At 59.6% G+C, this 25285-nt stretch carries 24 protein-coding genes and 1 pseudogene; 18 read left to right on the plus strand and 7 right to left on the minus strand.

The genetic code is table 11. The features are described 5' to 3' along the window. The first annotated feature begins 164 nt into the window (after positions 1-164). The 6 genes from QMC96_10735 (at position 165) to QMC96_10760 (ending at position 4549) form a co-directional block, all read left to right on the plus strand. A complete protein-coding gene (locus tag QMC96_10735; protein MDI6877231.1) occupies positions 165-716 on the plus strand; it encodes a DUF1269 domain-containing protein in 552 nt (183 codons plus the stop codon). A gap of 274 nt (positions 717-990) precedes the next feature. Further along, positions 991-1416, plus strand: coding sequence for a hypothetical protein (locus QMC96_10740; GenBank protein MDI6877232.1), 426 nt, complete (start codon positions 991-993; stop codon positions 1414-1416). A gap of 800 nt (positions 1417-2216) precedes the next feature. Further along, the gene (locus QMC96_10745; GenBank protein MDI6877233.1) at positions 2217-2639 is read left to right on the plus strand and encodes a hypothetical protein; all 423 of its coding nucleotides are present in this window, start codon (positions 2217-2219) and stop codon (positions 2637-2639) included. A gap of 123 nt (positions 2640-2762) precedes the next feature. Continuing rightward, on the plus strand, positions 2763-3281 hold the full coding sequence (locus QMC96_10750) for an LURP-one-related family protein (protein ID MDI6877234.1): 519 nt from the start codon (positions 2763-2765) through the stop codon (positions 3279-3281). Between the two features lie 139 nt (positions 3282-3420). Further along, positions 3421-3672: a hypothetical protein gene (locus QMC96_10755; GenBank protein MDI6877235.1), complete on the plus strand. Its 252-nt coding sequence runs from the start codon at positions 3421-3423 to the stop codon at positions 3670-3672. Between the two features lie 178 nt (positions 3673-3850). Next, a complete protein-coding gene (locus QMC96_10760; protein ID MDI6877236.1) occupies positions 3851-4549 on the plus strand; it encodes a hypothetical protein in 699 nt (232 codons plus the stop codon). A gap of 120 nt (positions 4550-4669) precedes the next feature. Here QMC96_10760 and QMC96_10765 read toward each other — a convergent pair whose 3' ends face one another. From QMC96_10765 to QMC96_10785, 5 genes are all read right to left on the minus strand, one after another. Then, the gene (locus tag QMC96_10765; GenBank protein MDI6877237.1) at positions 4670-5131 is read right to left on the minus strand and encodes a hypothetical protein; all 462 of its coding nucleotides are present in this window, start codon (positions 5129-5131) and stop codon (positions 4670-4672) included. A 245-nt stretch (positions 5132-5376) separates the two neighbouring features. After that, positions 5377-7677: an arylsulfatase gene (locus tag QMC96_10770; GenBank protein MDI6877238.1), complete on the minus strand. Its 2301-nt coding sequence runs from the start codon at positions 7675-7677 to the stop codon at positions 5377-5379. A 461-nt stretch (positions 7678-8138) separates the two neighbouring features. Then, positions 8139-8300 carry an SHOCT domain-containing protein gene (locus QMC96_10775; GenBank protein MDI6877239.1) on the minus strand — a complete coding sequence of 54 codons (162 nt, stop codon included), beginning with the start codon at positions 8298-8300 and terminating at the stop codon, positions 8139-8141. Positions 8301-8458: 158 nt separating this feature from the next. After that, positions 8459-9055 (minus strand): DUF6325 family protein, encoded by a 597-nt coding sequence (locus tag QMC96_10780; GenBank protein MDI6877240.1) that lies wholly within the window; start codon positions 9053-9055, stop codon positions 8459-8461. After that, positions 9000-9569, minus strand: a complete 570-nt coding sequence (locus tag QMC96_10785; GenBank protein MDI6877241.1) for a HEAT repeat domain-containing protein — start codon at positions 9567-9569, stop codon at positions 9000-9002. Before QMC96_10785 ends, QMC96_10780 begins: the two co-directional genes overlap by 56 nt. A 260-nt stretch (positions 9570-9829) precedes the next feature. Between QMC96_10785 and QMC96_10790 the strand changes: the two genes are divergently transcribed. From QMC96_10790 to QMC96_10810, 5 genes are all read left to right on the plus strand, one after another. Continuing rightward, positions 9830-11134, plus strand: coding sequence for an anaerobic sulfatase maturase (locus QMC96_10790; GenBank protein ID MDI6877242.1), 1305 nt, complete (start codon positions 9830-9832; stop codon positions 11132-11134). Positions 11135-11301: 167 nt separating this feature from the next. Then, positions 11302-11652 (plus strand): DUF5518 domain-containing protein, encoded by a 351-nt coding sequence (locus QMC96_10795; protein MDI6877243.1) that lies wholly within the window; start codon positions 11302-11304, stop codon positions 11650-11652. Between the two features lie 120 nt (positions 11653-11772). After that, positions 11773-13650, plus strand: coding sequence for a hypothetical protein (locus QMC96_10800; GenBank protein ID MDI6877244.1), 1878 nt, complete (start codon positions 11773-11775; stop codon positions 13648-13650). A 282-nt stretch (positions 13651-13932) separates the two neighbouring features. Then, positions 13933-14274 carry a hypothetical protein gene (locus QMC96_10805; protein MDI6877245.1) on the plus strand — a complete coding sequence of 114 codons (342 nt, stop codon included), beginning with the start codon at positions 13933-13935 and terminating at the stop codon, positions 14272-14274. Further along, a complete protein-coding gene (locus QMC96_10810; GenBank protein ID MDI6877246.1) occupies positions 14268-14558 on the plus strand; it encodes a hypothetical protein in 291 nt (96 codons plus the stop codon). Before QMC96_10805 ends, QMC96_10810 begins: the two co-directional genes overlap by 7 nt. 25 nt (positions 14559-14583) lie before the next feature. Here the strand turns inward: QMC96_10810 and QMC96_10815 are convergent, their stop codons facing one another. After that, a complete protein-coding gene (locus QMC96_10815; GenBank protein MDI6877247.1) occupies positions 14584-15114 on the minus strand; it encodes a small multi-drug export protein in 531 nt (176 codons plus the stop codon). A 260-nt stretch (positions 15115-15374) separates the two neighbouring features. Here QMC96_10815 and QMC96_10820 point away from each other — a divergent pair, with 260 nt between their 5' ends. Together QMC96_10820 and QMC96_10825 are read left to right on the plus strand one after the other, a co-directional pair. Further along, positions 15375-15953, plus strand: coding sequence for a DUF308 domain-containing protein (locus QMC96_10820; GenBank protein MDI6877248.1), 579 nt, complete (start codon positions 15375-15377; stop codon positions 15951-15953). A gap of 359 nt (positions 15954-16312) precedes the next feature. After that, positions 16313-19102, plus strand: a complete 2790-nt coding sequence (locus QMC96_10825; protein MDI6877249.1) for a glucosidase — start codon at positions 16313-16315, stop codon at positions 19100-19102. Positions 19103-19296: 194 nt separating this feature from the next. On the opposite strand, the pseudogene QMC96_10830 reads toward QMC96_10825, so the two are convergent. Further along, a pseudogene (locus QMC96_10830) lies at positions 19297-19857 on the minus strand (aquaporin). 811 nt (positions 19858-20668) lie between these two features. On the opposite strand from QMC96_10830, the gene QMC96_10835 reads away from it, so the two are divergent. The 5 genes from QMC96_10835 (at position 20669) to QMC96_10855 (ending at position 25085) form a co-directional block, all read left to right on the plus strand. Then, positions 20669-20890, plus strand: coding sequence for a hypothetical protein (locus QMC96_10835; protein MDI6877250.1), 222 nt, complete (start codon positions 20669-20671; stop codon positions 20888-20890). Between the two features lie 499 nt (positions 20891-21389). Next, on the plus strand, positions 21390-21950 hold the full coding sequence (locus QMC96_10840) for a HEAT repeat domain-containing protein (GenBank protein ID MDI6877251.1): 561 nt from the start codon (positions 21390-21392) through the stop codon (positions 21948-21950). A 265-nt stretch (positions 21951-22215) separates the two neighbouring features. Continuing rightward, positions 22216-24681 carry a PAS domain S-box protein gene (locus QMC96_10845; GenBank protein ID MDI6877252.1) on the plus strand — a complete coding sequence of 822 codons (2466 nt, stop codon included), beginning with the start codon at positions 22216-22218 and terminating at the stop codon, positions 24679-24681. Continuing rightward, positions 24678-24860 carry a hypothetical protein gene (locus tag QMC96_10850; GenBank protein MDI6877253.1) on the plus strand — a complete coding sequence of 61 codons (183 nt, stop codon included), beginning with the start codon at positions 24678-24680 and terminating at the stop codon, positions 24858-24860. Before QMC96_10845 ends, QMC96_10850 begins: the two co-directional genes overlap by 4 nt. Positions 24861-24872: 12 nt before the next feature. After that, positions 24873-25085: a hypothetical protein gene (locus QMC96_10855; protein ID MDI6877254.1), complete on the plus strand. Its 213-nt coding sequence runs from the start codon at positions 24873-24875 to the stop codon at positions 25083-25085. The last annotated feature ends 200 nt before the right edge of the window (positions 25086-25285 follow it).

The following is a 25285-nucleotide window of genomic DNA, read 5'->3' on the forward strand; positions in this document are numbered from 1 at the left end:
TATAGTTCATGGAGGATATTGCGCGACCCGTTTTCCGCGTGCAGAGTTCTGAACAGGGGGAAAGAGAGCATCAATGCCCGACAACCCGTCGGGCAGCCGGGTGCCCCGACACCACCAACGACACCCTGCCGGGCGGGCGAGATTTATGAGGAGGAATACGGAAAATGGCAGAAGTGATGTACGGACCGATGCAGCTCATACTTATTGGATTTGAGAATCCCGACTTCCACGGCCAGATTCGCCGCGAACTCGAATCCGTGATGGAGAGCGGAGCCATCCGGCTTATCGATATGCGGTTCGTGTACAAGGATAAAGACGGAAACGTCACGGGCATGGAGGCCTCGCAGCTCAGCGATGAGGAGAGAATGCGCTTTGGGGCCGCCATCGGCGGGCTCATCGGGCTGGGCGCCGGCGGCAGAGAGGGTGCACGGGCCGGCATGGAGAGAGGAGCCGAAGCCGCCGCGCAGCGGACCTTCGGGATGACCGAGGACGATGTGCGGAGGATCGCCGACGAAATACCGAACGATACCGCCGCTGCGCTCTTCCTGATCGAGCACCTCTGGGCAAAGAACCTCAAACAGGCGCTCCGGGATGCGGGAGGATCCCTGATCGCCACCGGCATGGTCACGCCCGAGGCGCTTATGGCGATTGGAGCGGAACTCCGGATGGCCGTTGAAGCGGCGGAGAGGGGGGCGCCGGCGGCAGAGGCGCGCTGAAGGGTTCTCAATCCTATCCTTTTTTACAGAGACCTGGAACGGCCCTCAACCTACAGGGCGGAGAGGACTCGTGGCAGTGTGTGCGATGAGCAACGCCAAATGCAGGTTAAATGTTTCCAGAATCGGACAAGAAGAGTGATGGAGGGAAGACTGATCCTGGAAGAGTTATGCAACTCTGGACAGGAAAACTGAATTTTCCGGGGAAATCATTATCAAGAGGGAGGGCTGATCAGGGCATTTCAGCCCAGGTTTGCCCTGCGGCAGGAGTAGGACGATGAAGTTAAAAAATGCAGATACCATGGGCCTTCTTATGGGCGGCATCCTGATTTTCGCACTGTTCTGCGCAGGTTGCGCCACCGAGACGGTCCCGGATGCAGAGGCCGAACTCTGCTCGGACCTTGTGGAGCTGAATGCATCCCTCGCGAGGCTGGAGAGCCTGAACACCTCTTCGACGATGGACGAGTTCCGATCAGCGGCTGATCAGGTCCGCGACGACATGCAGCAGGTCAGGTCGAGCGCGGCGGATGTTCAGGAGGCACGGGCAGACGAATTGATTGCAGCGCAGGAGAATCTCGATCGAGCGATACAGGACGTCCCGGGTGACGCCACCCTCGAGCAGGCCCTTGCTACGGTTCGGGATGAACTGGCCGTGGTGCGGGTCGAGAGGGACCAGTACTTCGCCGACCTGGGATGTAGCTAAATAGAACAATATCGTGCGATGCGCAGTAGAGGGGATGCAGCGGCAGATAAAAACCTGAACTTCTGGCATATCTCTTGCAAGGCTGCACCTATTCCCCTCGGGGCATCATGCAACGATTCTCGCGGCGCAGGATAGCGCTGTACTCTGCAGCGTCTACTCTCTGACACCGCATAGCCCGGAGAGTACACGTCTGATAGCACAGACGATGGGCATTTGCGTGTTTGGATCATCTGGGGATAAATAATTGCAACGGATGCAGGCACGTTGTTTTTTAAGATTGTCCAGCAGATGCCGGGATTTCGTAGCGCGTGTTCGATATGTTACTTGTTGCATATATTGTCCACGTTCCCCGATGACTGGGGTGTTGCATCATTCGACAAGAACGACGTCAGGACCTTGAGACCTGCCCTTCACTCGTCGGTGGGATCTTCTCCCAACGCTGCTGCGTCACGAGTCGCGGAGGGCGAGGCACTTCGGTGCAACTCTTCTGTTGATCGTGCATATCGATAGTGTGACCGTGTGCTGCTATTCCCGACAGATCAACAGTTCGTTCCGTTTTCCCCCTTTAAAAGGGGGATCCTGACGGAATCCGGCTCTTTTTCAGTCAAATCCATCCAGACCCTTCAACCTCCGCACCTGGGCGGCGGTTTCCTGGCAGAAGAACATTCCGGGGAGGCAACGGCCGAATCCAGCCGGGTGTGCCAAAAATATGGCAAAGATATTAATACTGCGTTGCCCAGTAGCCCTCCCCTCATCTCGGGGGGAGGTGAGCGATCTCCCCAAAGGAGGGAGAACAGGTGATGAAGAATACGTTAGGTTGGCTCGTTGGTTTATCTGTACTCCTCGTCCTCCTCTGTATCGGTGCCGGCTGTGTCCTGGAACCGACGACCCAGGAGGCCGAGGCCCAGCTCTGCCAGGATCTCGGCGATCTCGATGCGGCGCTCACGCGGATGGAGAGCAGCAACCAGAGCTCCACGACGGCGGAACTGAGAGCGGTGCAGGACGATGTCACCCAGGCCATGAATCAGGTGCGGGATTCCGGCATGGAGGTCGCGGAGGCACGCACCCGGGAACCGGACGCGGCGTACCAGAATCTCGAGAACGCGGTCCGGTCTATTCCGAACGACGCAACCATAGAGGAAGGGCTAGCCTCCATCCGGGATGAGCTGGTCGCTGTCCGAAACGCATGGATCCAGCTCGAGGCAGAGGTCCAGTGCCCCTAGGATGGTATGGGTTCAGGGGAGATGGACGGTCCGGCATCGCATTCCGAACCTGCCTGGAAGCGACTGGAGAGAGGCTAGCCGCCTCCAGGCCACAAGCATACCGAGGAAGCATACATGCGACGAATGGCAGAACGCGGCCCCCGAGGCCGCGAAGGTGCAGGCGGGCACCAGTACAAGATGCGAGAGAAGCTGGTCTCTATCGGCGATGACTTCTGGATCGAGGATAATGCCGGTAACAGGGCGTTCAAGGTGGACGGCAAAGCGCTCCGCGTACGGAACACCCTGGTTATCCAGAGCAAGGAAGGGCAGGATCTCTACAAGATCCAGGAGAAGATGCTCCGGATCAAGGATACGATGGAGATCGAGAAGGGGGCCGGCGGTACGGCTGCAACAATCAAGAAAGCCCTGATCACACCCATGCGGGACCGCTGGACGGTAAATATCCCCGGGGGCGGGGACTGGGACATCCAGGGCAACATCCTGGACCACGAGTACCGGATCGAGAAAGGTCGGGAGAAGATCGCCGAGGTCTCCAAGAAGTGGTTCCGGGTGCGGGACACCTACGGAGTGGAGGTCGCCCCCGGGCAGGACGACGCGCTTATCCTGGCAATTACGGCAGCGATCGACCAGATGGCAAGCTGATCGGAGGTTTGAGGATAAGCATCCCTATGCGCGGAAAAGATAGGTCAGATAAAAGGATCGCCGCTGCGTTACTGCCCGAGCCGAAGGCCCCGAAGGGGTCCCCAACCTCTTTTCCACCTTTCTGGTTGCATCGGTGCTCATGATGCCGGAGAGCCTGGAAGGCGCCACAACGAACAAGACCGGATCCAGGCATTGTTGGGCCGAGATGATATCCAGGGAAGCACAACCGAAGACACAAGAACCTAAAGCGGAGATACTGCTCGAGGAGGAGCAGCAGTTGGTGGCGGGAGTCTTCGCCAGCAAGGAAGCGGCCGAGGCTGCAATCCAGAAGATCGAGGGGTTTGGCCCCCTGCTCCAGAACCTTGGTCCAGCACTTCCAGCCCTCCGGTAACTTGAGCTTCGACCCGAGGTTCGGTAGAGCCTCCATTACATCTGGTTCTTGTCAATGACGATCGCAAACGACTGCATGACAACGCTCATACCGTTTTGTGCATCCATGATGGGTGTTTGTCTGCACTCACACCGGCCAGTTGGTATTTATCTTACAGATTGATAAATGCCATTTTGTCATGACACTGAATCCGATAACGGGGTTCCAGAGGAGATACATGTCCTTTGGAGACATGCTCAGCGAGTGGTTGTATGGATTCATCATGGTCGCCGTTGTCAGTGGGATATTGGGCGGGTACAATCAGATCCTCTTGAACAGCCAACCCGGTTTTGGCAGGGTGTATCTCACGGTGGTCCTATTGGTACTCACCTTTGGGGTGAACATCGTTTGGGGGATCATCGATGGCAGTACCGTGATTTACGGCGGCCTGACGGATAAGGCAGACCTGGAGAAGATCATCGGTAAGCTCAAGAAGGACCGGAACAACCGGGAATTGAGGGACAGGGTTCTCGACTCGCTGGGGGACTCCTCTGTTGAGTATCTTCCGGATGAGGAGAAGGAAAAGATCGTGGACCGCATCATCGATGAAGCTCCGGAGTCTCCGGTGAGATATCATTTGAGCAGGGACGACCGCAATACCCTGATTGCCATCGCTTCCTGTGACATCCTCGCCGTTTTCCCGGTCATCCTCCCGTACCTGGTCCTCGGCTTCGGAAGAATTCCCCTTGTACTCTCCCGGCTTATCGCCGCTATCGCCATCGGGTACATTGTCTTCCTCTACGCCGAGCACACTGGCAGAAGGAAATGGCTGGCTGCAGGCATCTTCTTCCTATTAACAATCGTGATGATGCAAATCACCTACTATTACGGCTGGTGACCGGGCCTCTGGACGGATAGGATTCCATGCACCCCGGGGTACTGTCATGGTTTGAAATGCTCATCCCAGAAATTAATAATCCCGGAGAGTTGGAAAAAAGAGAGGTTCTAAACCCGATCTCTATGCCTGGAGACCGAGGGCACCGGCGATTTCGTCGAGGGCTGCTTTTTCCGGATCGCTGACAGCAACACCGTGCTCTTTGGCCGCTCCGGCCACCTTCTCCCCTATCTCCAGCAACCACCTCTTATAGGCCTCGGCCTCGTCGGGAGACACCGCAGAGAGAGCGGCGGCAGCGGATCTGCATGCCGCGATGGTCCTGTTTCTATAGCCCATCTGATCCTGCTTCAGGAGATTCTGCTGCTCCTTGATCAGCTCCTTGGCCCGGGGCTGCATGTCGGCAGAGACAAGACTGACCAGTTCGCTTCCACTCGCCGCTGCCAGTTTGGGCGGTTCCTGAAGCATCGCTTTGGTCTCGCCCCATGCACCCAGGACAGAGGGCGCTGCGGCCATCACCGTCATGGAGACCGCGTACGGCAGACTCTCGAGGTTCTTCCAATCATTCTCTCCAAATTGTTCCTTCATAGGCATGGACACCCCGATACTGTAGCGGATATTAATAGATTTCCCCAACGAGACGATGTGGGATTGTATCGGTTGTGGCATGGAGTTGTACGGTGGGGACTCTGTATTTTCGAATATTTGAGGAAATATCGATAGGATGACCGCCCATCTCCCATCAGGGTATCCGGCATGGAAAATGAGAGGAGACCACTCCTCTTTTCTCGGGAAGTCCTCCCTGCCCCGTTATCGTACTTCCGGAGGCGACATCAATCCCGCACGATCCAGGCCGCCACTTCCTTCTCGTGGTCGACGTAGTGTTCACCGCTCACGTCTATTATCACTCTGTCTATTGTTCCGCCTGTGAAGTGGAACGGTGCGGAGTAGTCCGGCGACACCGGGGACCCGCTGTCCCTTCCGACACAGAGCCCGTCGCCGGTGAGACCGAAAAAGCCGGGCTGCGTCTTGATCCGTCCCTGTCCCACCTTATCCATGTCCACGTAGAGCGTGAGGGTACCCAGGGCGCTCTTCGTCTCCGTATCCTCTCCGTCCCTGGCGAATTCCGCGGTGAAGACGTGCCGCCCGGCAGGCACGGGATCGCCAGAGGAGATCTTCTGGACATCGTCACCGAGCCAGTTGTAAACGTAGTGCAGTCGTCCGTCGGCGATATACAGGCTGTGGCCTCCGCCCACCCCCCCGTGGGCGAACAGCACGCCCTGCGCATCCCGTGAATCGATCGTCACACCGGCCGCGATGGTGTAGGAGCGCCCCCGAATGTTGACGGCGACGGACTCGGGAACTTCGGCGGTGCCCGGGTAGTAGACATAGCGGTTCCTGGGTCGGGAAGGCTGGGGCCGGGGCGTGGAGATGATCTCCAGCGCGCTGCGGTCATCGAGCGGCATGCCGTTGTAGACCCCTGCATAGTAGAACCAGAGCCCCTTGAGGAGCTCGAGCATGTCCCGGTTCTGGTCCGCCAGGTTATGCATCTGGGCCCGGTCGTCTTTCAGGTTGTAGAGCTCCCAGACGTCGTGCCCGAAGTTGCTCCAGCCGGAGAGAGGCGGGTGGACGGTGTTTGCCAGCCAGCCCTGGTGGTATATCGCCCTCTGGCCGAGCATCGCGTAGAACTGGGTATCCCGCCCCGGCGCATCGGGATCGTCGAAGGAGGGTGTAAAGCTCTCTCCCTCGATCGGGCTCTGGGTATAGCCCTTCAGCACCTTCGGCGGTTCGATGCCCAGCAGCTCGTAGAGTGTCGGGACGATGTCCACGGCGTGGATGTACTGGTGGCGTATCTCCCCCCGGGCTTTGATGCCGCGGGGCCAGGCGATAAGGCACATATCCGCGAGCCCCCCCTCGTAGCCGGCAAACCGCTTCCAGTACGGGAAAGGCGTGTCGAACGCCCACGCCCAGCCGCTGCAGTAGTGGTTGTACGCCCGGGGACCGCCGAGCTCGTCGATGAAGGGCAGATTCGCCTCGACCGTATCGGGCACGTTGTTGAAGAACTTGTTCTCGTTGAACGAGCCGCTCGGACCGCCCTCGGCGCTGGCCCCGTTGTCGGAGACGACAACGATGATCGTGTTGTCCAGCTGGCCGGACTCTTCGAGATAGTCGAGGATCCTCCCGATCTGGGCATCTGTGTAGGTGACAAACCCGGCGTACACCTCCGCCATGCGAATGAAGAGCTTCTTTTCGTCCTCGTTCAGCGAGTCCCAGGGAGGCACGAAGTCGAGGGCGGGCCAGGGCTGGCCATCCGGCCCGCTCGTTCCCGGCTCGCCGTGCGGATTGATGGGCGAGAGCTCGGTATTTTCGGGAAGGAGACCCATCCTCTTCTGGTTCTCCAGGATCTCCTCGCGGATCTTCTCGTAACCCGCGTCGAACCGCCCCCTGTATTTATCCGCCCACTCCTTGAAGACGTGGTGCGGGGCATGGGCGCAACCGGGGCAGAAGTACATGAACCAGGGCTTCTCCGGGGCGATTACCTTCGAGTCGCGGATGAACTCGATCGCTTTATCGGAGATGTCCCTGGAGAAATGATAGCCCTCGTCCGGACGGTAGGGCTGATCCATGGGGTGGTTGTCGTAGACCAGATCCGGGTACCACTGGTTGGTCTCCCCGCCCAGGAACCCGTAGAATCGCTCGAATCCCCGCCCGAGGGGCCAGCGCCCCTTCCACGCGGACATGTCGGTCTCTTCTCCCGGCGTTAAGTGCCACTTGCCGATGGCATACGTGTTCCAGCCCCTCTCGTTCAGCACCTCGGAGATGAACCCGTTCTCGAACGGGATGCGGGCGCTGAGTCCGGGAAAACCGGCGGACGCCTCCGTGATGCAGGCCATGTTGTTGCTGGTGGCGTTGCGGCCCGTGAGCAGGCTTGAACGGGTGGGCGAACAGAGCGCTGTCGTATGGAAATTGCTGTAGCGTATGCCCATATCGGCAATCCGCTTCATGGTGGGTGTCTCGATCGGCCCGCCGAAGACGTCCATGGCGCCGTAGCCCACGTCGTCCCAGACGATCATCAATACATTGGGGGCCTCTTCCGGAGCCTGCGGCTGGATGTAGGGCTCCCAGTCGGGCATGGAATTCCGGATGTCGATATCGATTGATCCACTCCATTTTTCAGGCATAAGAAATCTCCATCGTTTCTGGAGCTGATAACGCGGCGTAGAAATGATTTGCAGTTTAAATATCTTCTGTTGCCAGGACCGTCATTGTTGAGATCTGATTGCAGCTATGCGCTTCGACAAGGGGATATCAGAATCATCACACTCTGCCAAAGAGCGGGCGCCTACTCGGATGGGGGGGATCTAGAACGAACCTTGAAGGCGCCAGTACTCCCGGAACGGCATCGAGTTAGGATCGATCCGTGTATGTGTACCTATTCCCCCAATCAATATGCATGGAGGGGAGGATGCAGTGCACCGGCGCGTCCGCGGGCATCCCTCGTGGCGTGGTGGAGCCCGCCATCGGTGGGATTGCCGCCATCAAACGCTTTTTTAAGCGAACGAGTTGAGCAGCACACGGGGATGTTGCTGCAATCCTATTGGGACAGGATCTTCTGCTTCTCCTTCTGGAATTCCTCCTCCGTCAGGGCCCCCATCTGCTTCAGTTCGGCCAGCTCCTTGAGTTGAGCCATCTTCTGCTCTTGGGTGACGACCGTCTGGACGGGAGCAGGGGGCGCCTGCATCTCCTGTGGTGCCATCTGCTGCGCTTGCGTTTCCTTCTGTATCTCTCGTTGCTGTATCCGTTTATTGACCGCGTGCGACGTGGCAGTAGCCGTTCCGGCTACCACCGCTGTGCGGGCTACGGTGCCGATAAGGCCAGGTCGACCGCCTCGCATGGTATGCCTCCTCTAGTTTTTTAGCTCGCAGTACTGCCAGCGGCTGCCTCCTGCTCCTCTCTCCATGCCAGGGCGGCATCCACCCGCTCCCTCGGGATGCGATCCCCGGCAAGCACCCTGGCCCGGGCATTGAGGAGGGCATCCTGGAATCTCTTTGCCCAGAGGTGTTCGAAGAGCAAGAATGCTGCTGAGCTGTTTCTGTCAACAACATCGGTTAATTTCTGGATGTCCTCATCGGACAGGAGGGTTCTGGTCTCCTGCGCAATCGGTGCAAACGCATCGGCTGCATCCTTACTCAGGTCATCCAGTTCCATGACGCTCACCCGACCCTGATCATCCTTTCGCACGAATACGAGGTCGATGATTCGTATAGATCCGTTGTCGACGACTTCACGCAATGCCGGGATGATCTCACCCTTGAACTGGTTTCCCGGAAACTCGATCACCAGATACTCTACAGGGCCAAGAGACATAGTATCCCACCGTAGCAGGATACCCGTTCGTGTATATAATTCGATCCATGGCGGACACCTCAAGAAAAGCGCCAGCTGTACAGACGTGTTAGAAGGGGCTGCCGAGCTTCTCCAGCGCCCGGACAACCGGGGAGGCTCCTTCATGGAACGTACTGCCGGTGATGGAATCCAGAACTGCATGTTCAACAGGATCCCAGAACGTATCCGAAGGAGGCGAATCACCGGCCCATACGCACTCGAATCCACCTCTCTGTAAGGTGGCCTCAAGGGGTGCGATCGCTCGCGTATCCCCGATCTCTCCCAGGGCCCAGGCCGCGATCCAGACGAAATCGTCACACGGGTTTGAAAGCGCCTGTATCAAGGGTTCTACAGCCCGTGGGTCCCTGATCCTGCCCAGGGCCCAGGCCGCGACCATATTCAACGTGAATTCGTCTTCTCCTGCGACATAGGGGCGGGAAAAGTCAAGAGAGTGAATCAGCGGTTCGACCGCCCGGGGATCTCCAAGATAGCCAAGCCTCCATGCCGCTTTCCAGCGCACTTTGATATCTGTATCGGACAACTTTATAATCAAGCCAGGCACTGGATCCTCGCCGAGATCGGAGAACTCCTCCTCCTTGTTCCCATATCTTTCTCCAAACTCCTTTTGTGCGTCGTCCATGCACTCGGCGTAAATCCCTCTTAACATTTAATTGTACGCGTGGGTCGATGAGCGGGCAGCCGGCGCAATCATGCACATACGTGGGTGAAGATGCGGAACGGGCAGAAGCACAATATCCCAAACCTTTATGAATGGTGGGAGCAGTAAAGCGGGCAATCGCGGGATACGATAAGAGATGGCACAGCGGTGCATCCCGGAGCATTCCTATTAGTTCTATCGGTTCCGATAACGCCGGTCAAAACAGAGAGAAGGATCGATCCATGAACAGGCATACTGGTGCAGCGCCTCCCGCCTTCCATGTCATGGCAAAACCGACGGGGGCACAGTGCAATCTCGACTGTGCCTACTGTTTCTTCTTAAAAAAGGAGAGACTGTATCCGGATAGCAATTTCCGGATGACGGATGCGGTGATGGAGGCGTACATCCGCCAGACCATCGAGGGGCACCGCGTCCCCCGTGTGACGATCGCCTGGCAGGGGGGAGAGCCGACCCTGATGGGGCTCGATTTCTACCGGCGTTCTGTGGACGTGCAGAAAAAGTACAGAAAGCCCGGGACCCTCATCGAAAACACATTCCAGACAAACGGCGTCCTCCTGGATGACGCATGGTGCCAGTTCTTCCATGACAACCATTTCCTGATCGGCCTGAGCATGGACGGTCCTGCTGAACTCCACGATATCTATCGGAGGGATAAAAGCGGCCATGGAACGTTCGAACGGGTTCTCGACGCCGCCCTTCTCCTCCAGAAGCATAAAGTGGAGTTCAATATCCTCTGTACGGTCAACCGCAGGAACGCCGACCACCCGTTGGATGTGTACCGGTTCTTCCGCGATGAACTCGGGGTGCAGTACATCCAGTTCATCCCCATCGTGGAGCGGAACAGCGAGAGGGGGTACCAGGAAGGGAATACAGTGACCGATCGGTCCGTCCGCCCCGACCAATGGGGACGGTTCCTGATCGGGATCTTCGACGAATGGATCCGGCGGGACGTAGGAAGAATGTTTGTCCTGAACTTCGACGGGGCGCTCGCGGGCTGGCTCGGGATGGCGGGGACGGTCTGCATCTTTGGGCCCACCTGCGGTCTCGGGGTGGCGCTCGAGCACAACGGGGACCTGTACTCGTGTGACCACTTTGTCGAGCCCCGATACTACCTGGGGAATATTCTCCAAACGCCCCTGACAGAGCTCGTGGCCTCGGAGAAGCAGCGAGCGTTCGGGAGGGCCAAGAGAGATACGCTTCCCCTGTACTGCCGGGAGTGCGAGTTCATGGCCATCTGCAACGGGGAGTGCCCAAAGAACCGCTTCCTGGAGACCCCCAAGGGCGAGCCGGGGCTGAATTACCTCTGCGAAGGCTACCGGGCGTTCTTCACTCACGCCGACCGGCCCATGCGGATCATGGCAGACCTGCTGCGGCGGGGAAGGTTCGCCGACGAGGTGCTGCAGATTCTTGCAGCAGAGGAGAGATCACGTAAATCCGGATCGGTCAGGGTAGGCCGGAATGACCCCTGCCCCTGCGGGAGCGGACTGAAGTTCAAGAAGTGCTGCGGACAGGCCCCTGGGCGGTGAGGGATCGTGTCTGGCGTCGCCACCGATATTCCTCAAGGGATGTCTCTGCCCCGGTATATGCATAAGCTGACTCGGGATCCCGTTTCTTTTACGGATGAGCTGTACCAGATCGCCATCAGGAGTTTTTATATAGTCCTTTGTCATATTCGGACGCTGGTGGAGCCTTAATGGCCGAATATTCGCATGATAACTTCTGGGTTGCCGTTATCGCCGGATGGATCCTGATGCTTATCATCGACCTTTTCATTCCTGTTGTAGGGCCGTTTGTAGGAGGATTTGCCGCCGGCTACATCGCACGGGGTGGCCCGTGGAATGGCGGAGTTGCAGGTCTGCTCTCGGGTATCCTTGGGGGTGTCATCGTCGCGATCCTCGTCCTCGTCGGGGCCACGCTATTTCTGGGAGTGCTGGGGTTCCTCGGGGGGTTCTTCTTCGGGACGTTATTGATCGTATTTCTCTTCATCTTCCACGGGATCCTCGCGTTCATCGGCGGCGCGATAGCAGGGGCGTTGAGGATGTAAGGGCTCCAGAATCTAGGAGAGTGCCGAGTGGGCGATGCAGGCGCATCCCGAGCAGTACGGTGTGCACGGGACTGCAGAAAAGCTGGTGTGTTCACGATGAAGGGGAGGGTGCGTGTTCGAATGAGCAATCGGCGAGGCAGTCACTCCAGCGGAGCCATCGCCTTCCTTATCGTGTCATCCGTTCTCCTGATCGGGTGTGCATGCGGGCAGGCCCAGGAGGCTGGAACAGTCCAGGTGCTGACCGGATATCTGGCGCCGGAACAGGGGTTGTTCTACGACCTGCCCGATCTCCAGGAGGGGCAGACCTTGTATGTCTACGCCGAGGGGACGGGCGGCAACCTGGACCCCTTCATCGCCCTCTCGGATCCGAACCTCACTCCCTTCCAGGCCCGGAATGCCTTCGTTGCCGAGGTGAACCGATCGATCGCCGAGGGGCGCGATCCGCTCCTCGCCCTTCCGGAGGTTGCAGACCGGTTCTTCCTCGCCTGGGATGACGACAGCGGTGAGGGCTATGCTGCCGCCCTGGAGTACCGCATACCCGAGAGCGGGGATTACCGGCTGGTCATCGCCAGCACACCAACCAGAGAGACCTTCGGTGAGTACCGGCTCCTGGTCGGCCTGGATGCCCCGCAGGTGCTCACCGGGGAAGCGGAACAAGGCGGTGCACCCATCGCGGTCCTGAATACCACCCTCACCCCGCCCCGTCTGGCCATCACAGAGGCGAGCGGCTCACTGACGGAGATCCGCACATCGACCTTCTACACCCTCTACCCGGTGGAGGGCGGCGACACCTTCTATGCCTCCATCGAGGCAACCTCGGGCAACCTGATCCCCGTGATGGTCCTGCGGGATTTCGGCGGCAAACCCCTCTCCGCCGGCATTCCGGAGGGCGGGTCGAGAAGCGCTGCCCTGCAGTACACCTTTGAAGATGCCAGCAGCAACAACCGCCTGGAGATCTTCGGCCGATCTGTCAACGGGACGAATACGACTGGCGATTACCGGCTCCTGGCAGGGCTCAATGCCCCTGAGGTCCTGACGGGTTCGGCGAATGAGACCGCCCTGCCGCTGCTCCAGCAGCCCATCGAGGTGAAGGTCGGGGTGGAGCTGGACCAGATCACCACGGTGGACCAGCAGGCCGAGCACTTCGGCGTTGTGGCGAACATCTGGATGGAGTGGACAGACCCAAACCTTGCCTTCAGCCCCGATGCGTGCCACTGCAATTTCAAGCTCTACCGCAGCATCGAAAGTTTCGTCGCAGCGGAAGGAGAGCGGTGGCCGGAGTTCACCCTCTTCAACCAGCAGGAGCGGCGCTGGACCCAGAACCAGCTCATTCTGGTGGAGCCGGACGGCACGGCCACCTACTTCGAGCGCTTCTGGGTGATCCTGCAGGCACCGGACTTCAACTTCCGGCAATACCCGTTCGATGAACAGGACTTCTTCATTCGGATCGACTCTCTCTATCCCGAGGGTTTCTATGTGTTCGCCCCCTGGCCGGAGAAGACCGCCATCGGCGGGCAGCTCGGGGAGGAGGAGTGGTACATCACCAGTTCCGATGCCAACGTGACGAGCATCCAGCTGACGAACATCAACTCCCGGTACTCCTTCCACTTCAAGATGGCGCGGCATCTCACCTTCTACATCCTCCGCATCCTCGTCCCCATCCTTATCATCATTCTCCTGACCTACGTCACGTTCCTCCTCAAGGACTACGGAAAACGGGCCGATGTCGCCGCTGCGAACCTTCTGCTCTTCATCGCGTTCAACTTCACCATCGCCGGCGATCTCCCCCGTCTGGGATACCTGACCTTCCTCGATACGATTCTGATCACGACATTTGTGATCACCGCCCTCACCGTCGGGTATAACCTCTACCTCCGCTGGCTGGCGACAGAAAAGGAGAAGGAGATCGCGGAGAGGATCGATCGGGCGGCAATCTGGGGGTATCCGCTTGCCTATATCACCGTAATTGCTGTAATTGCTCTCGCTTTCTATTTATGAGGCGGATAGCCATCACGTAAGAATCAGGGGGAAGATAGACCGGATACCTCACGCCCTCGATAGCGATGTAACCGTTCTCCCGGCGATGTTATTTATTCATTTACAGCAGTTACGGTGACAGCAGCCACGTATTTCGAGGAAGGGCTGGAGGGGATACTTCAGGATCGAATGGGAGGGATAGATGAGAGAGATCGCTGTCAGGAGACTGGAGTCCGATGGAATGTCCAACCTGGAACTGGAATTTAAAACCATCAGCTCCTCGATGCCTCGGATCCCCGTCCCTTGCCCGGGAGGGAACTCACAGAAATAGCGGAGGAGCCGATCGCCGGCTACGTCGACGAATTCCTCGTAAAAAGGCCAGTAGAGTTGACCATCTCCCTGGCAAAGGATTCCATCCCCGCGGATGCGCTTGCCCGCATTTCCGATACAATTCGACGCCACTTCACATTCCGGTTGAACGATCTGGACCACGAGAAGAGATTGTCCCGGCGGGAGGGAAGGATCAGTTTTACTATTGCGGTATTCAATGCAGTCATCGCGGTCATCTTTGTTCTGTTCTTCGCTCCGTTCCTTGAAGATACCGTCTTTATCCTCCTCGGAGGCCCGGTCACCCAAAAATGGTGACCATCTGGGATACCTACGAGTATTTCGTCTATGATTATCGACACCTGACGAGCAAACAGAAGATCTACAGGAAGATCACTGGCATGGACATCCAGGTCAGAGGGCGGATCACAGAACGGGGAGTCCCCCTGCGCCGGCTGCGCAACCAGGAGGGTTTGGCGGTGGAAACAGGATTCTGTTCTCCGGATGCTTTGTTCGCTCTTGAGAGAGAGGGTAACTGCTCACCTGCCTCTCCTGAGGCAATCCCAGGATATTCGCCCTTTGTTTCGTATATTGAACGGTGAAGCCGGAGCACCTCCCGGCGGACCATCAGAAGATCGCCTGGATAAATCCCAGGGCCACGAGCATGAGGAAGACGACGACCAGGATCCAGCCCACCGTGATGAAGAAGATGCACTGCAGCTTATTCCAGCGGAGGAGCCATCCGACCGCCACGCTCGAATAAAGCCCGACAATGGGCATTGCGGGAAGGATAATGAGCGTTGCCGCCCCATATTTGGCGAGATAGGGGTATTTCTTTATCCCTTCTTCGGTCTTCTTCGTGAAGCGTTTCACCCGCTCGGACTCTTCGAAGGTCTCCAGGATCTCGTAGATGGCGAGGACCGCCCCGAGCTCCACGAAAGTCATGACCACCAGGACAAACCACGGGTCCAGGCCGAGCCCCAGCCCGACAAAGACCCCGTTCGCCTGGAGGACAAGCGTAGAGGTGATGAGCGTGAGTATCCTGCCTGCCGGGACGTCCAGGATAAGCCCGAGCAGCACGGGTATCGCCGTGGAGAGGGCAAGCCCATACAGGATCGCTCTCATCGCTTGCCGGACTGCATTGAGTATGTCAGCCATGATCCCGCTCGCACAGCTCAGGGATTGAATATGCCTGGAATCCCAGGGAGTTTGTTCTCCATTAAAATACTTTGCATCAGTCTCCATATATGGGAGGAACAACGCATCTGGCGCATCCGGGAGTTTCGGCATACGGGGAAGAATGATGATCGCTGTCCCCGGGTAAACGGAAATATGCGACCGGATCCGGATCGGATGGATCATTAGCTGGCTTTCTCTAAAAAGGAGCCCGCTGAGCGAAGTTATTTATATATGAGCATATGATCCCCGTCCTCGGTGTCAACATGACGGACGAATTGGCAGGGGCCGGGCCCGCAACATCGGCCATGGCCAGAATAGAGATGTTTCCCTGGTGGCTCGTGCTTCTCGAGGGGATCGTTGCACTCATCCTTGGTTTTGTTCTGCTCTTCTGGCCGGGGACAACGCTCCTCCTGCTTGTGACCTTCCTCGGCATATACTGGTTTGTCACGGGCATTTTTGCGCTCATCAGCGTCTTTATCGATCGAACGAGATGGGGCTGGAAGCTCCTTACAGGAGTTCTAGGCATCATCGCCGGAATTATCGTGCTCGCCTATCCGATCTATAGCGCCATCCTCATTCCAGCGTTACTGACCATCCTCATCGGCGTCTGGGGCCTGATCATCGGGTTCGTAATGGTGTTCCAGGCCTTCGGGGGGGCTGGATGGGGGGCGGGCATCCTGGGGGTTCTCAGTATCATCTTCGGGCTTGTGATCCTCGCCAATCCCCTGGTCTCGACCGCCGTGCTCATTATCATGGTCGCCATCTTCGCGATAATCGGAGGGATTTCAGCGATCTTTCTGGCGTTCCGGTTGCGGTAAAGAAGGCGTATTTCCGCCTGCAGGACTCCTGCAGGCATCTCAACTCCGGGTTCCCGACGACCTGCCCGTATCCTCATCGGGATTCTCGGGGTGGGCTACCCTCCACCTGTCCGTCTTTTTTTTGTTTCCTCAAACCGGAAGCAAATGCTGCTTTATCAAGGAAAATATCGAAAATCAGTCTCATGAATACAAGAGAGTGCCTCACGATATACATCATGAGTTGGGATGCGTTGGGATCTAGAGAGAATTCAATACAACACAATAAAGACACAAAATGCGTGTAGCACATATCAAAGTGAAATGCAATCCTGAACCAATGCCCCGAAAAGTATATCCATTCCCTTTGGCACTCACCCCGCATGTCATCCGCAAATAACGCGCCTGCAACGGAGGAAGGACGGCGGCTCCTCGAGGTCTATCAGCAGAACGCGCCCTGGCGCCGCTGGGGTCCGTACCTGAGCGAACGGCAATGGGGAACGGTGCGGGAGGATTATAGCGAAGATGGAAACTCCTGGGCTTATTTCCCCCACGATCATGCCCGATCCCGGGCCTACCTCTGGGGAGAGGACGGGATCGCGGGCCTCTCGGACGACTCCCAGCAGCTCTGCTTTGCCCTGGCACTCTGGAACGGCGCCGATCCTTTCCTCAAAGAGCGGCTCTTCGGCCTTACGAATGCCGAGGGAAACCACGGCGAGGACGTGAAGGAGTACTATTACTACCTGGACAATACGCCGACCCATGCCTACATGAAATACCTCTACAAGTATCCCCAGGCGGCATTCCCGTACGACGATCTGCTGGAGACGAACAGGAACCGCTCACGGGAAGAACCGGAGTACGAGCTGATCGATACCGGTATCTTCGATAACGATCGCTACTTCGATGTCTTCGTGGAGTATGCGAAAGAGTCTCCCGAGGATATCCTGATCCAGATCACCGTGTACAACCGGGGGCCGGAAGAGGCCGTCCTGCACCTGCTGCCGACGCTGTGGTTCCGCAACACCTGGTGGCTCGAGAAGGGCACGAAAAGACCGCTCCTGAAACAGATCGAAGGGCCCCCTGGCACCAGCGTCATCCAGGCCAGCCATCCGGCACTCGGCGACCGCTACCTCCACTGCGAGGGTGCTCCCGACCTGCTCTTCACCGAGAACGAGACCAACACGGAACGCATCTTCGGCACTCCGAACGCCAGCCCTTACGTGAAGGACGGCATCAACGAGTATGTTGTTTCCCATCGAATTTCGGCGGTGAATCCGGCGCGGACGGGAACGAAGGCCGCGGCCTACATCCCGCTGACCCTTGCAGGCGGGGAGAACCGGGTGGTGCGGCTGCGGCTGAACGAACGTCCCCCTTCCACGGCAGCCGAGGGTGAATCTCTCTTCGGGAGCCGGTTCGAGGAGATCCTGAGCGCCCGGAAGGAGGATGCGGATGCGTTCTACGACAACCTGACCCCTCCATCGGTCAGCCCGGATGCGGCCGGCGTGATGCGCCAGGCCCTCGCCGGCATGCTCTGGACCAAACAGTACTACTTCTACGACCTGGACCGCTGGCTCCGCCAGCATGGCTCCAATATGGCCATGGGCAGCAAACGGCCTGTCCGCAACAACGAGTGGTTCCACATGTACAATGCCGACATCATCTCGATGCCGGACAAGTGGGAGTATCCCTGGTATGCCGCCTGGGACCTCGCCTTCCATCTGGCCGCCTTTACGATGATCGACCCGGGCTTTGCCAAGCAGCAGCTGGAGCTGATCCTGCACGAACGTTACCTCCACCCGAACGGCCAGATTCCCGCCTACGAGTGGAACTTCAGCGATGTCAACCCCCCTGTGCACGCCTGGGCCGCCCTGTTCATCTACCGCGTCGAGGAGGAACTATTCGGCACGGGAGATGTCCGGTTCCTCGAGAGCGTCTTCCAGAAGCTCCTGATGAACTTCACCTGGTGGGTGAACAGGAAAGATCGTTACGGCCAGAACGTATTCGAAGGAGGGTTTTTAGGGCTGGACAATATCGGGGTCTTCGATCGCAGCGCCACCATCCCATCGGGAGGCTACCTGGAACAGTCCGACGGTACCGCATGGATGGCGCTCTACTGCCAGAACATGCTTGAGATCGCATCGACTCTTGCCGTTCACAATTCGGTCTACGAGGAACTCGCCATCAAGTTCTACGAGCACTTCCTCTGGATTGCATCGGCCATGAACCGCATGGGCGAGAACCAGGAGGGGATGTGGGACGAGTGGGACGGGTTCTTCTACGACCTCCTGCACCTGCCGGACGGAAGCGCCACCCGCCTCAAAGTGCGGACCCTGGTGGGTCTCCTCCCCCTATGCGCCAGTACCGTCTTCGAGCCGGATGTGCTCCGCGGAATGCCCGCCTTCCTGGAGCGCGCAAAGCGGTTCAATCAGAGCCATCCGCTGCTCACCGCCAACATCACGTCGCCGGCCCGGGCCGGGTTCCAGAATCGCCGCCTTCTCTCCCTGGTAAACGAGGAGAGGCTGCGCCGGATCCTCGCGCGCATGCTGGACGAGAGTGAGTTCCTCAGCGACTTCGGGATCCGCTCTATCTCCCGGGCCCATGCCGAGAACCCGTACACCTTCATCCTGGACGGCCAGGAGTTCGATGTCACCTACCTGCCGGCGGAATCCAACACGAATATGTTTGGCGGGAACTCGAACTGGCGGGGACCCATCTGGTTCCCGATGAACCTCCTGATCATCCGGAGCCTGCTCAGCCTGTATGCATTCTACGGAGACAGTTTCACCATCGAATGCCCCACAGGCTCTGGGCGGTGGATGAACCTCTATGAGGTGGGCGAAGAGATCAAGCGCCGGCTCGAACGCATCTTCCTCAGGGACGAGACCGGGCGACGCCCGGTCTTCGGATCTGTATCCAAGTTCCAGGAGGACCCGCACTGGCGGGATTACATCCTGTTCTACGAGTACTTCCACGGCGACAACGGTGCCGGCCTGGGCGCGAGCCACCAGACGGGCTGGACCGGTATCATCGCGCGGCTCACGCAGTTATTTGCGTATATGACTCCGGAAATGCTCCTGACACCGGAAGGCAGGCAGCTCGGGTATATGAAAAGGGCGGGTGCTACTCCAGCGGCTGCGGAGGCGCCGCCGACGGCTACGACTGCTCGATGAAGCATCCAAACCCCCCCACCATTTTTCATTAAAAAAGTTCGAGAAGATCTCAGAGCGAGTCTCTGGAGTTCGGTTTTTGCAGCCTTCGCCACAGCGACCGGGCGGGTAACTCCCGTCACCAGGATGTACCGCCAGAGGACAGCGGCCAGGACGGCGCCGATGAGGGGTGCGACCCAGAAGAGCCAGAGCTGCATCAGCGCCTCGCCGCCGACAAAGACCGCCGGTCCCAGGCTCCGCGCCGGGTTGACAGAAGCGTTGGTCACCGCGATCATGACGATACGCACCATCGACAGCGCCAGACCAATCGGCAGAGCGGCAAATCTCCTCAGTTCCTCGATGCCTGTCACCGCCATGATTACGAAGACGAACAGGAGCGTCATCACCACCTCGACCATGAACCCGGATGCAAGGGAGTAGCCTCCCGGCGACAGCGCACCGTATCCGTTCTGACCGAGCCCGTCCACGGCGAGCGAGTAGGAGGGGTTTCCCACCGCGATGGAAAGAATCACTCCGGCAGCGATGATGGCCCCGATGCACAACGATATAGATGATCGCCTCCCACGCCGGCATCTTGCCCGCCATCAGCACTCCCACCGTGACAGCGGGATATGGCACCCGGAAACGTCGCCGATGGCATAGACCATCGCAAGAAGAGCCAGTCCGAAAGCCAATGCCACGCCGAGATTCCCGACCACCGCCCCGCCAAGCACCGCACTTCCGATCCCGATCAGCACTGCTGCAGAGGTTCCGAACATTTTTTCAGCAGCGTATTTTTCCAATCCATTCCAACCATATATCTTCATCTCCGCGATACCTGGAGGCATCCGGAATTCTCGCCGCGAAGGGGGATTCCCCCGAATGAGGGAAGTGCATACGCATGTGCTGGAGAGTTGCTACTGGAACGCTCAGCACACGGAACTATCGCGTGCGGTTTTTTAAATGGATGCCACAGCGTGTGGAAGGTCACAGGGTCGGATACATATTGAGCGCTCCGGTTACGCCGTTAACCCCCTGCGCAAGCGGAAGAGATCGCATACAAATGGATTATGGTTCAACGGAATTGCAGAATCGAGAGCGGGCGTACAGTCCCCGATCGTGACATCCGCCAGGATCGATGGCAGGGGCGGAATGGTGCATTGCATACCGGTTCAGGGGGGCTGCAGGACTCCTTTTGGGCAGTGCGGGATGCACTGGTCGCACCCCCCCCACTTCGCCGCGTCGATACTCTTTGCAGCATCCCCCTACTATTGTGCACCCGCATCGGTCCGCTCGCCTGGCGGGACGACAGGCCATCGAACTACACCAGGAGGGTATAACTGATGGGGGTACCGAAGGAGTATGCGTAGCTGCGGGAGAGGTGGATCGGGGACTGGCGCTTCCGGGTGACCCGTCAGATGCCCGACGGATTCTCGCCGGTGGGAGACGGGGCCATGCAGGTCCGCGAGCTTCCTGGGGGGATCCGCCCTGGAGGCGCTGTACCGCCTCGGCTTTGCGGGAAGAGAGCCGTATGAGGAGTACGAGCTCTGGGGATACGATCATAGGGAGCGGAAGATCCACGTCTGCTGCGTGAACTCGCGGTACGCCGTGATCGCGTTCAGCGGAGAGTGGAAGGACAAAGCGGCCATGATGCTGATGGGCGAGGATACAGAGGAGAGGAGCCGCGTCCGCCAGGAGTTCACTTTCACCTGGCGATCGCGGGACGAGGTCCGGGCCCGCCAGGTGACCACGGTGGACGGGAACGAGGAGGCGGTCTCCGAGTTCGTCATGACCAGACGTTCTGGGTCATGACATCCCGTGATCCGGCACTGACCCGTCCCTGCCGGGAGGAGGGCCTCACCCTTTCCTCCGGGTCGCGGCCGGTCCTCCTTCGGCACCCTCGCGAGCACATCCCCGCCCGATTCGTCGCCATTGCCCACCTGTGCCGCCGCCGGACCTGCCGGGCATGCGCGATGCGGCATCGAGCATATCCAGAATGCCGTATAAAAATTACGGTTTCCGTCCGCACGCTGCCGACATTGCGTTCTCCTTCCGGCAGCACTCCCGACTTCGTTGTGCAGCACCTTTGCGCCTCGGTATCTCCATCCCGCCCGAAATGCTCCAGCCCCCCCTTGCCCGGCAACCCCCTGCAGCAAGGGGATCGACGCCGCAGATTCGTTCATCGCATTTCTCCCGACAGCAATCGCTGCGACACTTCGGTCAGCATCGGGTCGGGGCTCGGCAGTGATAAAAAGAGATAATTCGGATGCGGTGACGGGAGAGAACCAATTCGCAACAGTTATACGCGGTCATGGCGGATCCTCCCCCTGAGGAACGCATCGTGGCTGAAGAGGGGATGGAGGAACGAGGATCCAGCGAGGAGGAGGTCTGCGGCATACCGAGCGAGGTGCCCTTCCTCATCGGATGTCTCAAGAGCGAGCGGCTGAATATCCGGTGGAGTGCGGCAGAATCGCTGGGGGAGCTCCGGGATCCGCGCGCCGTGGAGCCCCTCATCGAAGCGCTGGGAGATCCCTACGTGGACGTGCAGTGGAAGGCAGCCCAGGCGCTGGGGAGGATCGGAGATCCCCGGGCGGTCGAGCCCCTGATCGCAGCCCTGCGGGGAGGAGAGCACTGGCTGCGGCGGGGTGCCGCCTGGTCTCTCGGGAGGATCCGGGATTCGAGGGCGGTCGAGCCCCTGATCGCAGCCCTTCAAGATCCCAGAGGAGATGTGCGGAAGGTCGCGGCGGAAGCCCTGGGGAGGATCGGGGATCCCCGGGCCAGGGACGCGCTCACAATGGCGCTCGAGGATCCGGATCAAAACGTCCGGAAAGAGGCGCAGAAAGCCATTGAACGCCTTGAGAAGAAGCAGTAAAGGCAATACAATCGCTTGAGAGCCTGCCAGCGGCAGGGGCATGATCGCGTCGTGGCGTTGTCTTTACTCCCGGAGCGTAGAGATGTTCCGATCCCTGCGGGACGTTCCACCGTGCAGCCACCGACAGGACGTCCGGATGCCCCCCGGCGGTGCGGCGCGAATGGATCCCGGCAGGGGATCGATCCATGGCTCTTGGATTCGTGGGAGGGGGAACTTTATCATCCCTCGTGCGCATTTTTCTGGTACTGCTACTCAGGATCCCCGCATGCCGGCACCCCCAGGAACACCCGAGCGGCAACGAGCCTCCAGGCATGAGATCCCCGCAGATGGGGAGCAGTTCGTTCGAGAGAGGGCGCAGCAGCTCCAGAACGAGAACGCCGCGCTGCGACGCGAGCTGGAAGCCCTGCGGGAGAGCAGGGAGCGATACAGATCCCTGGTAGAACAGTCCCCGGACGCCGTTTTCGTCCACGATCTCGAGGGGCAGCTCCTCTATGCGAACCCGACAGCCCTCCGCCTCACGGGCGTGCAGGACATCCGCGAACTGGAAGGCCGCTCCGCGTTCGCCGCGCTGCCCGCGGAAGGGGTGGGTGTCGCCCGCGCGGGCATCCAGGCGCTGATGCGGGGAGAGTCCCTTCCGCCCATTGCAATGCCCGTCCAGTTGCCCGACGGCAGCCGTATCTTCGTCGAAGCGATGGCAGCCATGATCGAGTATGGAGGGCGTGCGGCGGTTCAGGTGGTGCTGCGGGACGTCACCGAGCGCAAGAAGGCGGAGGAGGACCTGCGCGAGTCCGAAGCGCGTCTGCGGCTTGCCACAGAATCCGCCGGCATGTTCGGATGGGAGATAGACCTGGCCGCGCAGACATTCGCATGGTCCGAGAATGCGGAGCGCGTGATCGATACCCCCCTGCCGACAAAAGTGGCCGATATCTGGACACTGGTTCACCCCGATGACCGTGCCGCTCTGCAGGAGGTGCTGGAGCGGATGATTGAAAGCGGCGGCGAGTTCAGGGTCGAGTACCGGATTCTCACCCCTCCATCGGACAGGGAGATCTGGCTTCTCTCGGCCGGCGTGGCGATTGCGGGTGCTAATGGCAGGCCCGCGCGCCTGGTCGGCATATCGCAGAATATCACCGAGCGCAAGAAGGCGGAGGAGGACCTGCAGGAGCGCGAGGAGCAGCTACGGAACCTGATCGAGAGTTCCGGCGACGGTATCGTTCTCACCGACGAGACGGGGCGGATCACCACCTGGAACCGGGGCATGGAGGCGATCACCACCCTTGCCGCCAGCGATATCCTGGGGAGGCCGGCCTGGGAGATCCAGGCAGAGATCGTGGATGCGGACTGGGCGGGGCCGGATTATCGGAAGCGGTATCGGGCGGTATGGGACAGGGTGCTGAAGGAGGGGGCCTATCCGCACTACAACCGCCTCCTGGACGTGCAGATCCGCACCCCGAACGGAGAGGTGCGGTATCTCCAGCAGAGCCTCTTCACCATTCCCACCCGCCGGGGATACCGCGTCGGGTGCATCATGCGCGACGTCACCGAGAGGAGGCGGGAAGAGCGGGAAAAAGAGATGCTGCTCCAGCGCATCGAGGCAGAGCGTTCGATTCTGCGATCCGTGCTCGAACAGATGCCGGAAGCGGTGATGATCGCCGAAGCCCCGTCCGGCAGGATTATCCTGGACAACAAGCAGCTGCTGCAGATATGCCGCTTGCCCGTTGACCTGGATATCGACGTTGCAAAGGCGCCCTCCTGGAGCGCCTACGGCTACCATCCCGACGGCAGACCCTACGGCATCGAGGAGTGGCCGCTCTTCCGCGCCCTGCACCGAGGTGAGGTGATCGTCGACGAGGAGATCAGGGTGCGGCGCGGTGATGAAACCTGGGGCTGCATCAGCGTCCGTGCAGCGCCAATCCGCGATGCAGGCGGTGCCATCCAGGGCGCTGTCGTTCTCGCGGCCGATATCACCAGGAGAAAGAGAGCCGAAGAACTGCTGGAAGAGCGCTCCCGGGATCTCCAGCGATCGAACGAGGATCTGGAGCGGTTCGCCTATGCCGTCTCCCACGACCTGCTGGAGCCGGTGCGCATGATCACCAGTTACGCCCAGCTCCTCGCCCGCCGCTACAGAGGGAAGCTGGATGCGGATGCCGACGAGTTCGTCGGGTTCATCGAGCAGGGCGGGCGGCGGATGCACGACCTGATCACCGACCTGCTGGCATACTCCCGGGTATCGACCCGCCAGCAGCCCCTGGTGCCCACGGATACAGAAACCGTCCTCGCCGAAGTGCAACAGAACCTCCAGTTCACCCTCCAGGAGGCAGGAGCCGAGGTGACGCACGATCCCCTCCCCGCGGTGCTGGCCGACCCGACCCAGCTCCGCCAGGTCTTCCAGAACCTGATCGCGAACGCCGTCAAGTTCCGGAGGGAGGGCGTGCCGCCGCGGGTCCACGTTGCGGCAGAGAGGGATGGCGGCATGGTGCGGTTCAGCGTCGCCGACAACGGCATCGGGATCGACCCCCAGTACTTCGACCAGATCTTCGTCGTCTTCCGGCGGCTGCACGCCCAGATGGAGTACGAGGGGACCGGCATCGGGCTCGCCATCGTCAAACGCATCGTGGAGCGGCACGGCGGGCGGATCTGGGTCGAGTCCGAGCCGGGGAGGGGATCTACGTTCTTCTTCACGCTGCCCGCGGTGCAGGAAGCGGGCCCGGGGGATAGAGAGCCCGGATGAGACCGATCGCGATCCTCCTGGTAGAGGATAACCCGGCGGATATCAAACTGACCGAGGAGGCGCACCGCGAAGTAGCGGTGCCGGGCCAGCTCACGGTCGTGCAGGACGGCGTAGAAGCGATGGCGTTCCTTCAACGGGAGGGCCGTAGGTTTCGGCCCCGACGCCCGACCGGGATCTGAACCCCGCCCCGCATGAGCGGAATCGAGTTCCTGGACGCGATCTTTTCCGACAGCCGCCTCCAGCAGATCCCGATCGTGGTGCTGACGGGATCGGTGGATCGGGAGGAGCGGGCAGAGCCTGCGAGGCGGCCGATCCTCCGGCATATCATCGAACCCCCGGATATCGACGAGTACTTCACGGCGATCCAGTCGGTCCTGACAGATCTCTCGATACTCCGGAGGTAAAGGGCCGGAGATGGGCGAATTTCATCGCCGGCTTGCGCTGGGCATGCTCGCAGCTGACCCACGGGGATGGGACGGCCACGCGGGGAGTCGCTTCTATCGGGACCGCTGTGGCCGAGGCGATGACGGGGGCATGGTCGACCTGCATCTCACTCCGGCACCGGCCCTGCATTCCGTCGGGGGTGGAAAGGAGACTATGGATC

The sequence above is a fragment of the Methanomicrobiales archaeon genome, from assembly GCA_030019205.1.
Classification (GTDB): domain Archaea; phylum Halobacteriota; class Methanomicrobia; order Methanomicrobiales; family JACTUA01; genus JASEFH01.

Excerpts from the sequence above, each read along its gene's own strand:
- QMC96_10770 (MDI6877238.1), bottom strand. The coding sequence starts at position 7,677 with ATGCCCGACTGGGAGCCCTACATCCAGCCGCAGGCTCCGGAAGAGGCC.
- QMC96_10790 (MDI6877242.1), top strand. The coding sequence starts at position 9,830 with ATGAACAGGCATACTGGTGCAGCGCCTCCCGCCTTCCATGTCATGGCA.
- QMC96_10750 (MDI6877234.1), top strand. The coding sequence starts at position 2,763 with ATGGCAGAACGCGGCCCCCGAGGCCGCGAAGGTGCAGGCGGGCACCAG.
- QMC96_10810 (MDI6877246.1), top strand. The coding sequence starts at position 14,268 with ATGGTGACCATCTGGGATACCTACGAGTATTTCGTCTATGATTATCGA.
- QMC96_10755 (MDI6877235.1), top strand. The coding sequence starts at position 3,421 with ATGATGCCGGAGAGCCTGGAAGGCGCCACAACGAACAAGACCGGATCC.
- QMC96_10780 (MDI6877240.1), bottom strand. The coding sequence starts at position 9,055 with ATGAAGGAGCCTCCCCGGTTGTCCGGGCGCTGGAGAAGCTCGGCAGCC.
- QMC96_10740 (MDI6877232.1), top strand. The coding sequence starts at position 991 with ATGAAGTTAAAAAATGCAGATACCATGGGCCTTCTTATGGGCGGCATC.
- QMC96_10795 (MDI6877243.1), top strand. The coding sequence starts at position 11,302 with ATGGCCGAATATTCGCATGATAACTTCTGGGTTGCCGTTATCGCCGGA.
- QMC96_10735 (MDI6877231.1), top strand. The coding sequence starts at position 165 with ATGGCAGAAGTGATGTACGGACCGATGCAGCTCATACTTATTGGATTT.
- QMC96_10775 (MDI6877239.1), bottom strand. The coding sequence starts at position 8,300 with ATGGCACCACAGGAGATGCAGGCGCCCCCTGCTCCCGTCCAGACGGTC.
- QMC96_10850 (MDI6877253.1), top strand. The coding sequence starts at position 24,678 with ATGAGACCGATCGCGATCCTCCTGGTAGAGGATAACCCGGCGGATATC.
- QMC96_10820 (MDI6877248.1), top strand. The coding sequence starts at position 15,375 with ATGATCCCCGTCCTCGGTGTCAACATGACGGACGAATTGGCAGGGGCC.
- QMC96_10845 (MDI6877252.1), top strand. The coding sequence starts at position 22,216 with ATGCCGGCACCCCCAGGAACACCCGAGCGGCAACGAGCCTCCAGGCAT.
- QMC96_10815 (MDI6877247.1), bottom strand. The coding sequence starts at position 15,114 with ATGGCTGACATACTCAATGCAGTCCGGCAAGCGATGAGAGCGATCCTG.
- QMC96_10745 (MDI6877233.1), top strand. The coding sequence starts at position 2,217 with ATGAAGAATACGTTAGGTTGGCTCGTTGGTTTATCTGTACTCCTCGTC.
- QMC96_10760 (MDI6877236.1), top strand. The coding sequence starts at position 3,851 with ATGACACTGAATCCGATAACGGGGTTCCAGAGGAGATACATGTCCTTT.
- QMC96_10800 (MDI6877244.1), top strand. The coding sequence starts at position 11,773 with ATGAGCAATCGGCGAGGCAGTCACTCCAGCGGAGCCATCGCCTTCCTT.
- QMC96_10825 (MDI6877249.1), top strand. The coding sequence starts at position 16,313 with ATGTCATCCGCAAATAACGCGCCTGCAACGGAGGAAGGACGGCGGCTC.
- QMC96_10765 (MDI6877237.1), bottom strand. The coding sequence starts at position 5,131 with ATGAAGGAACAATTTGGAGAGAATGATTGGAAGAACCTCGAGAGTCTG.
- QMC96_10785 (MDI6877241.1), bottom strand. The coding sequence starts at position 9,569 with ATGGACGACGCACAAAAGGAGTTTGGAGAAAGATATGGGAACAAGGAG.
- QMC96_10840 (MDI6877251.1), top strand. The coding sequence starts at position 21,390 with ATGGCGGATCCTCCCCCTGAGGAACGCATCGTGGCTGAAGAGGGGATG.
- QMC96_10855 (MDI6877254.1), top strand. The coding sequence starts at position 24,873 with ATGAGCGGAATCGAGTTCCTGGACGCGATCTTTTCCGACAGCCGCCTC.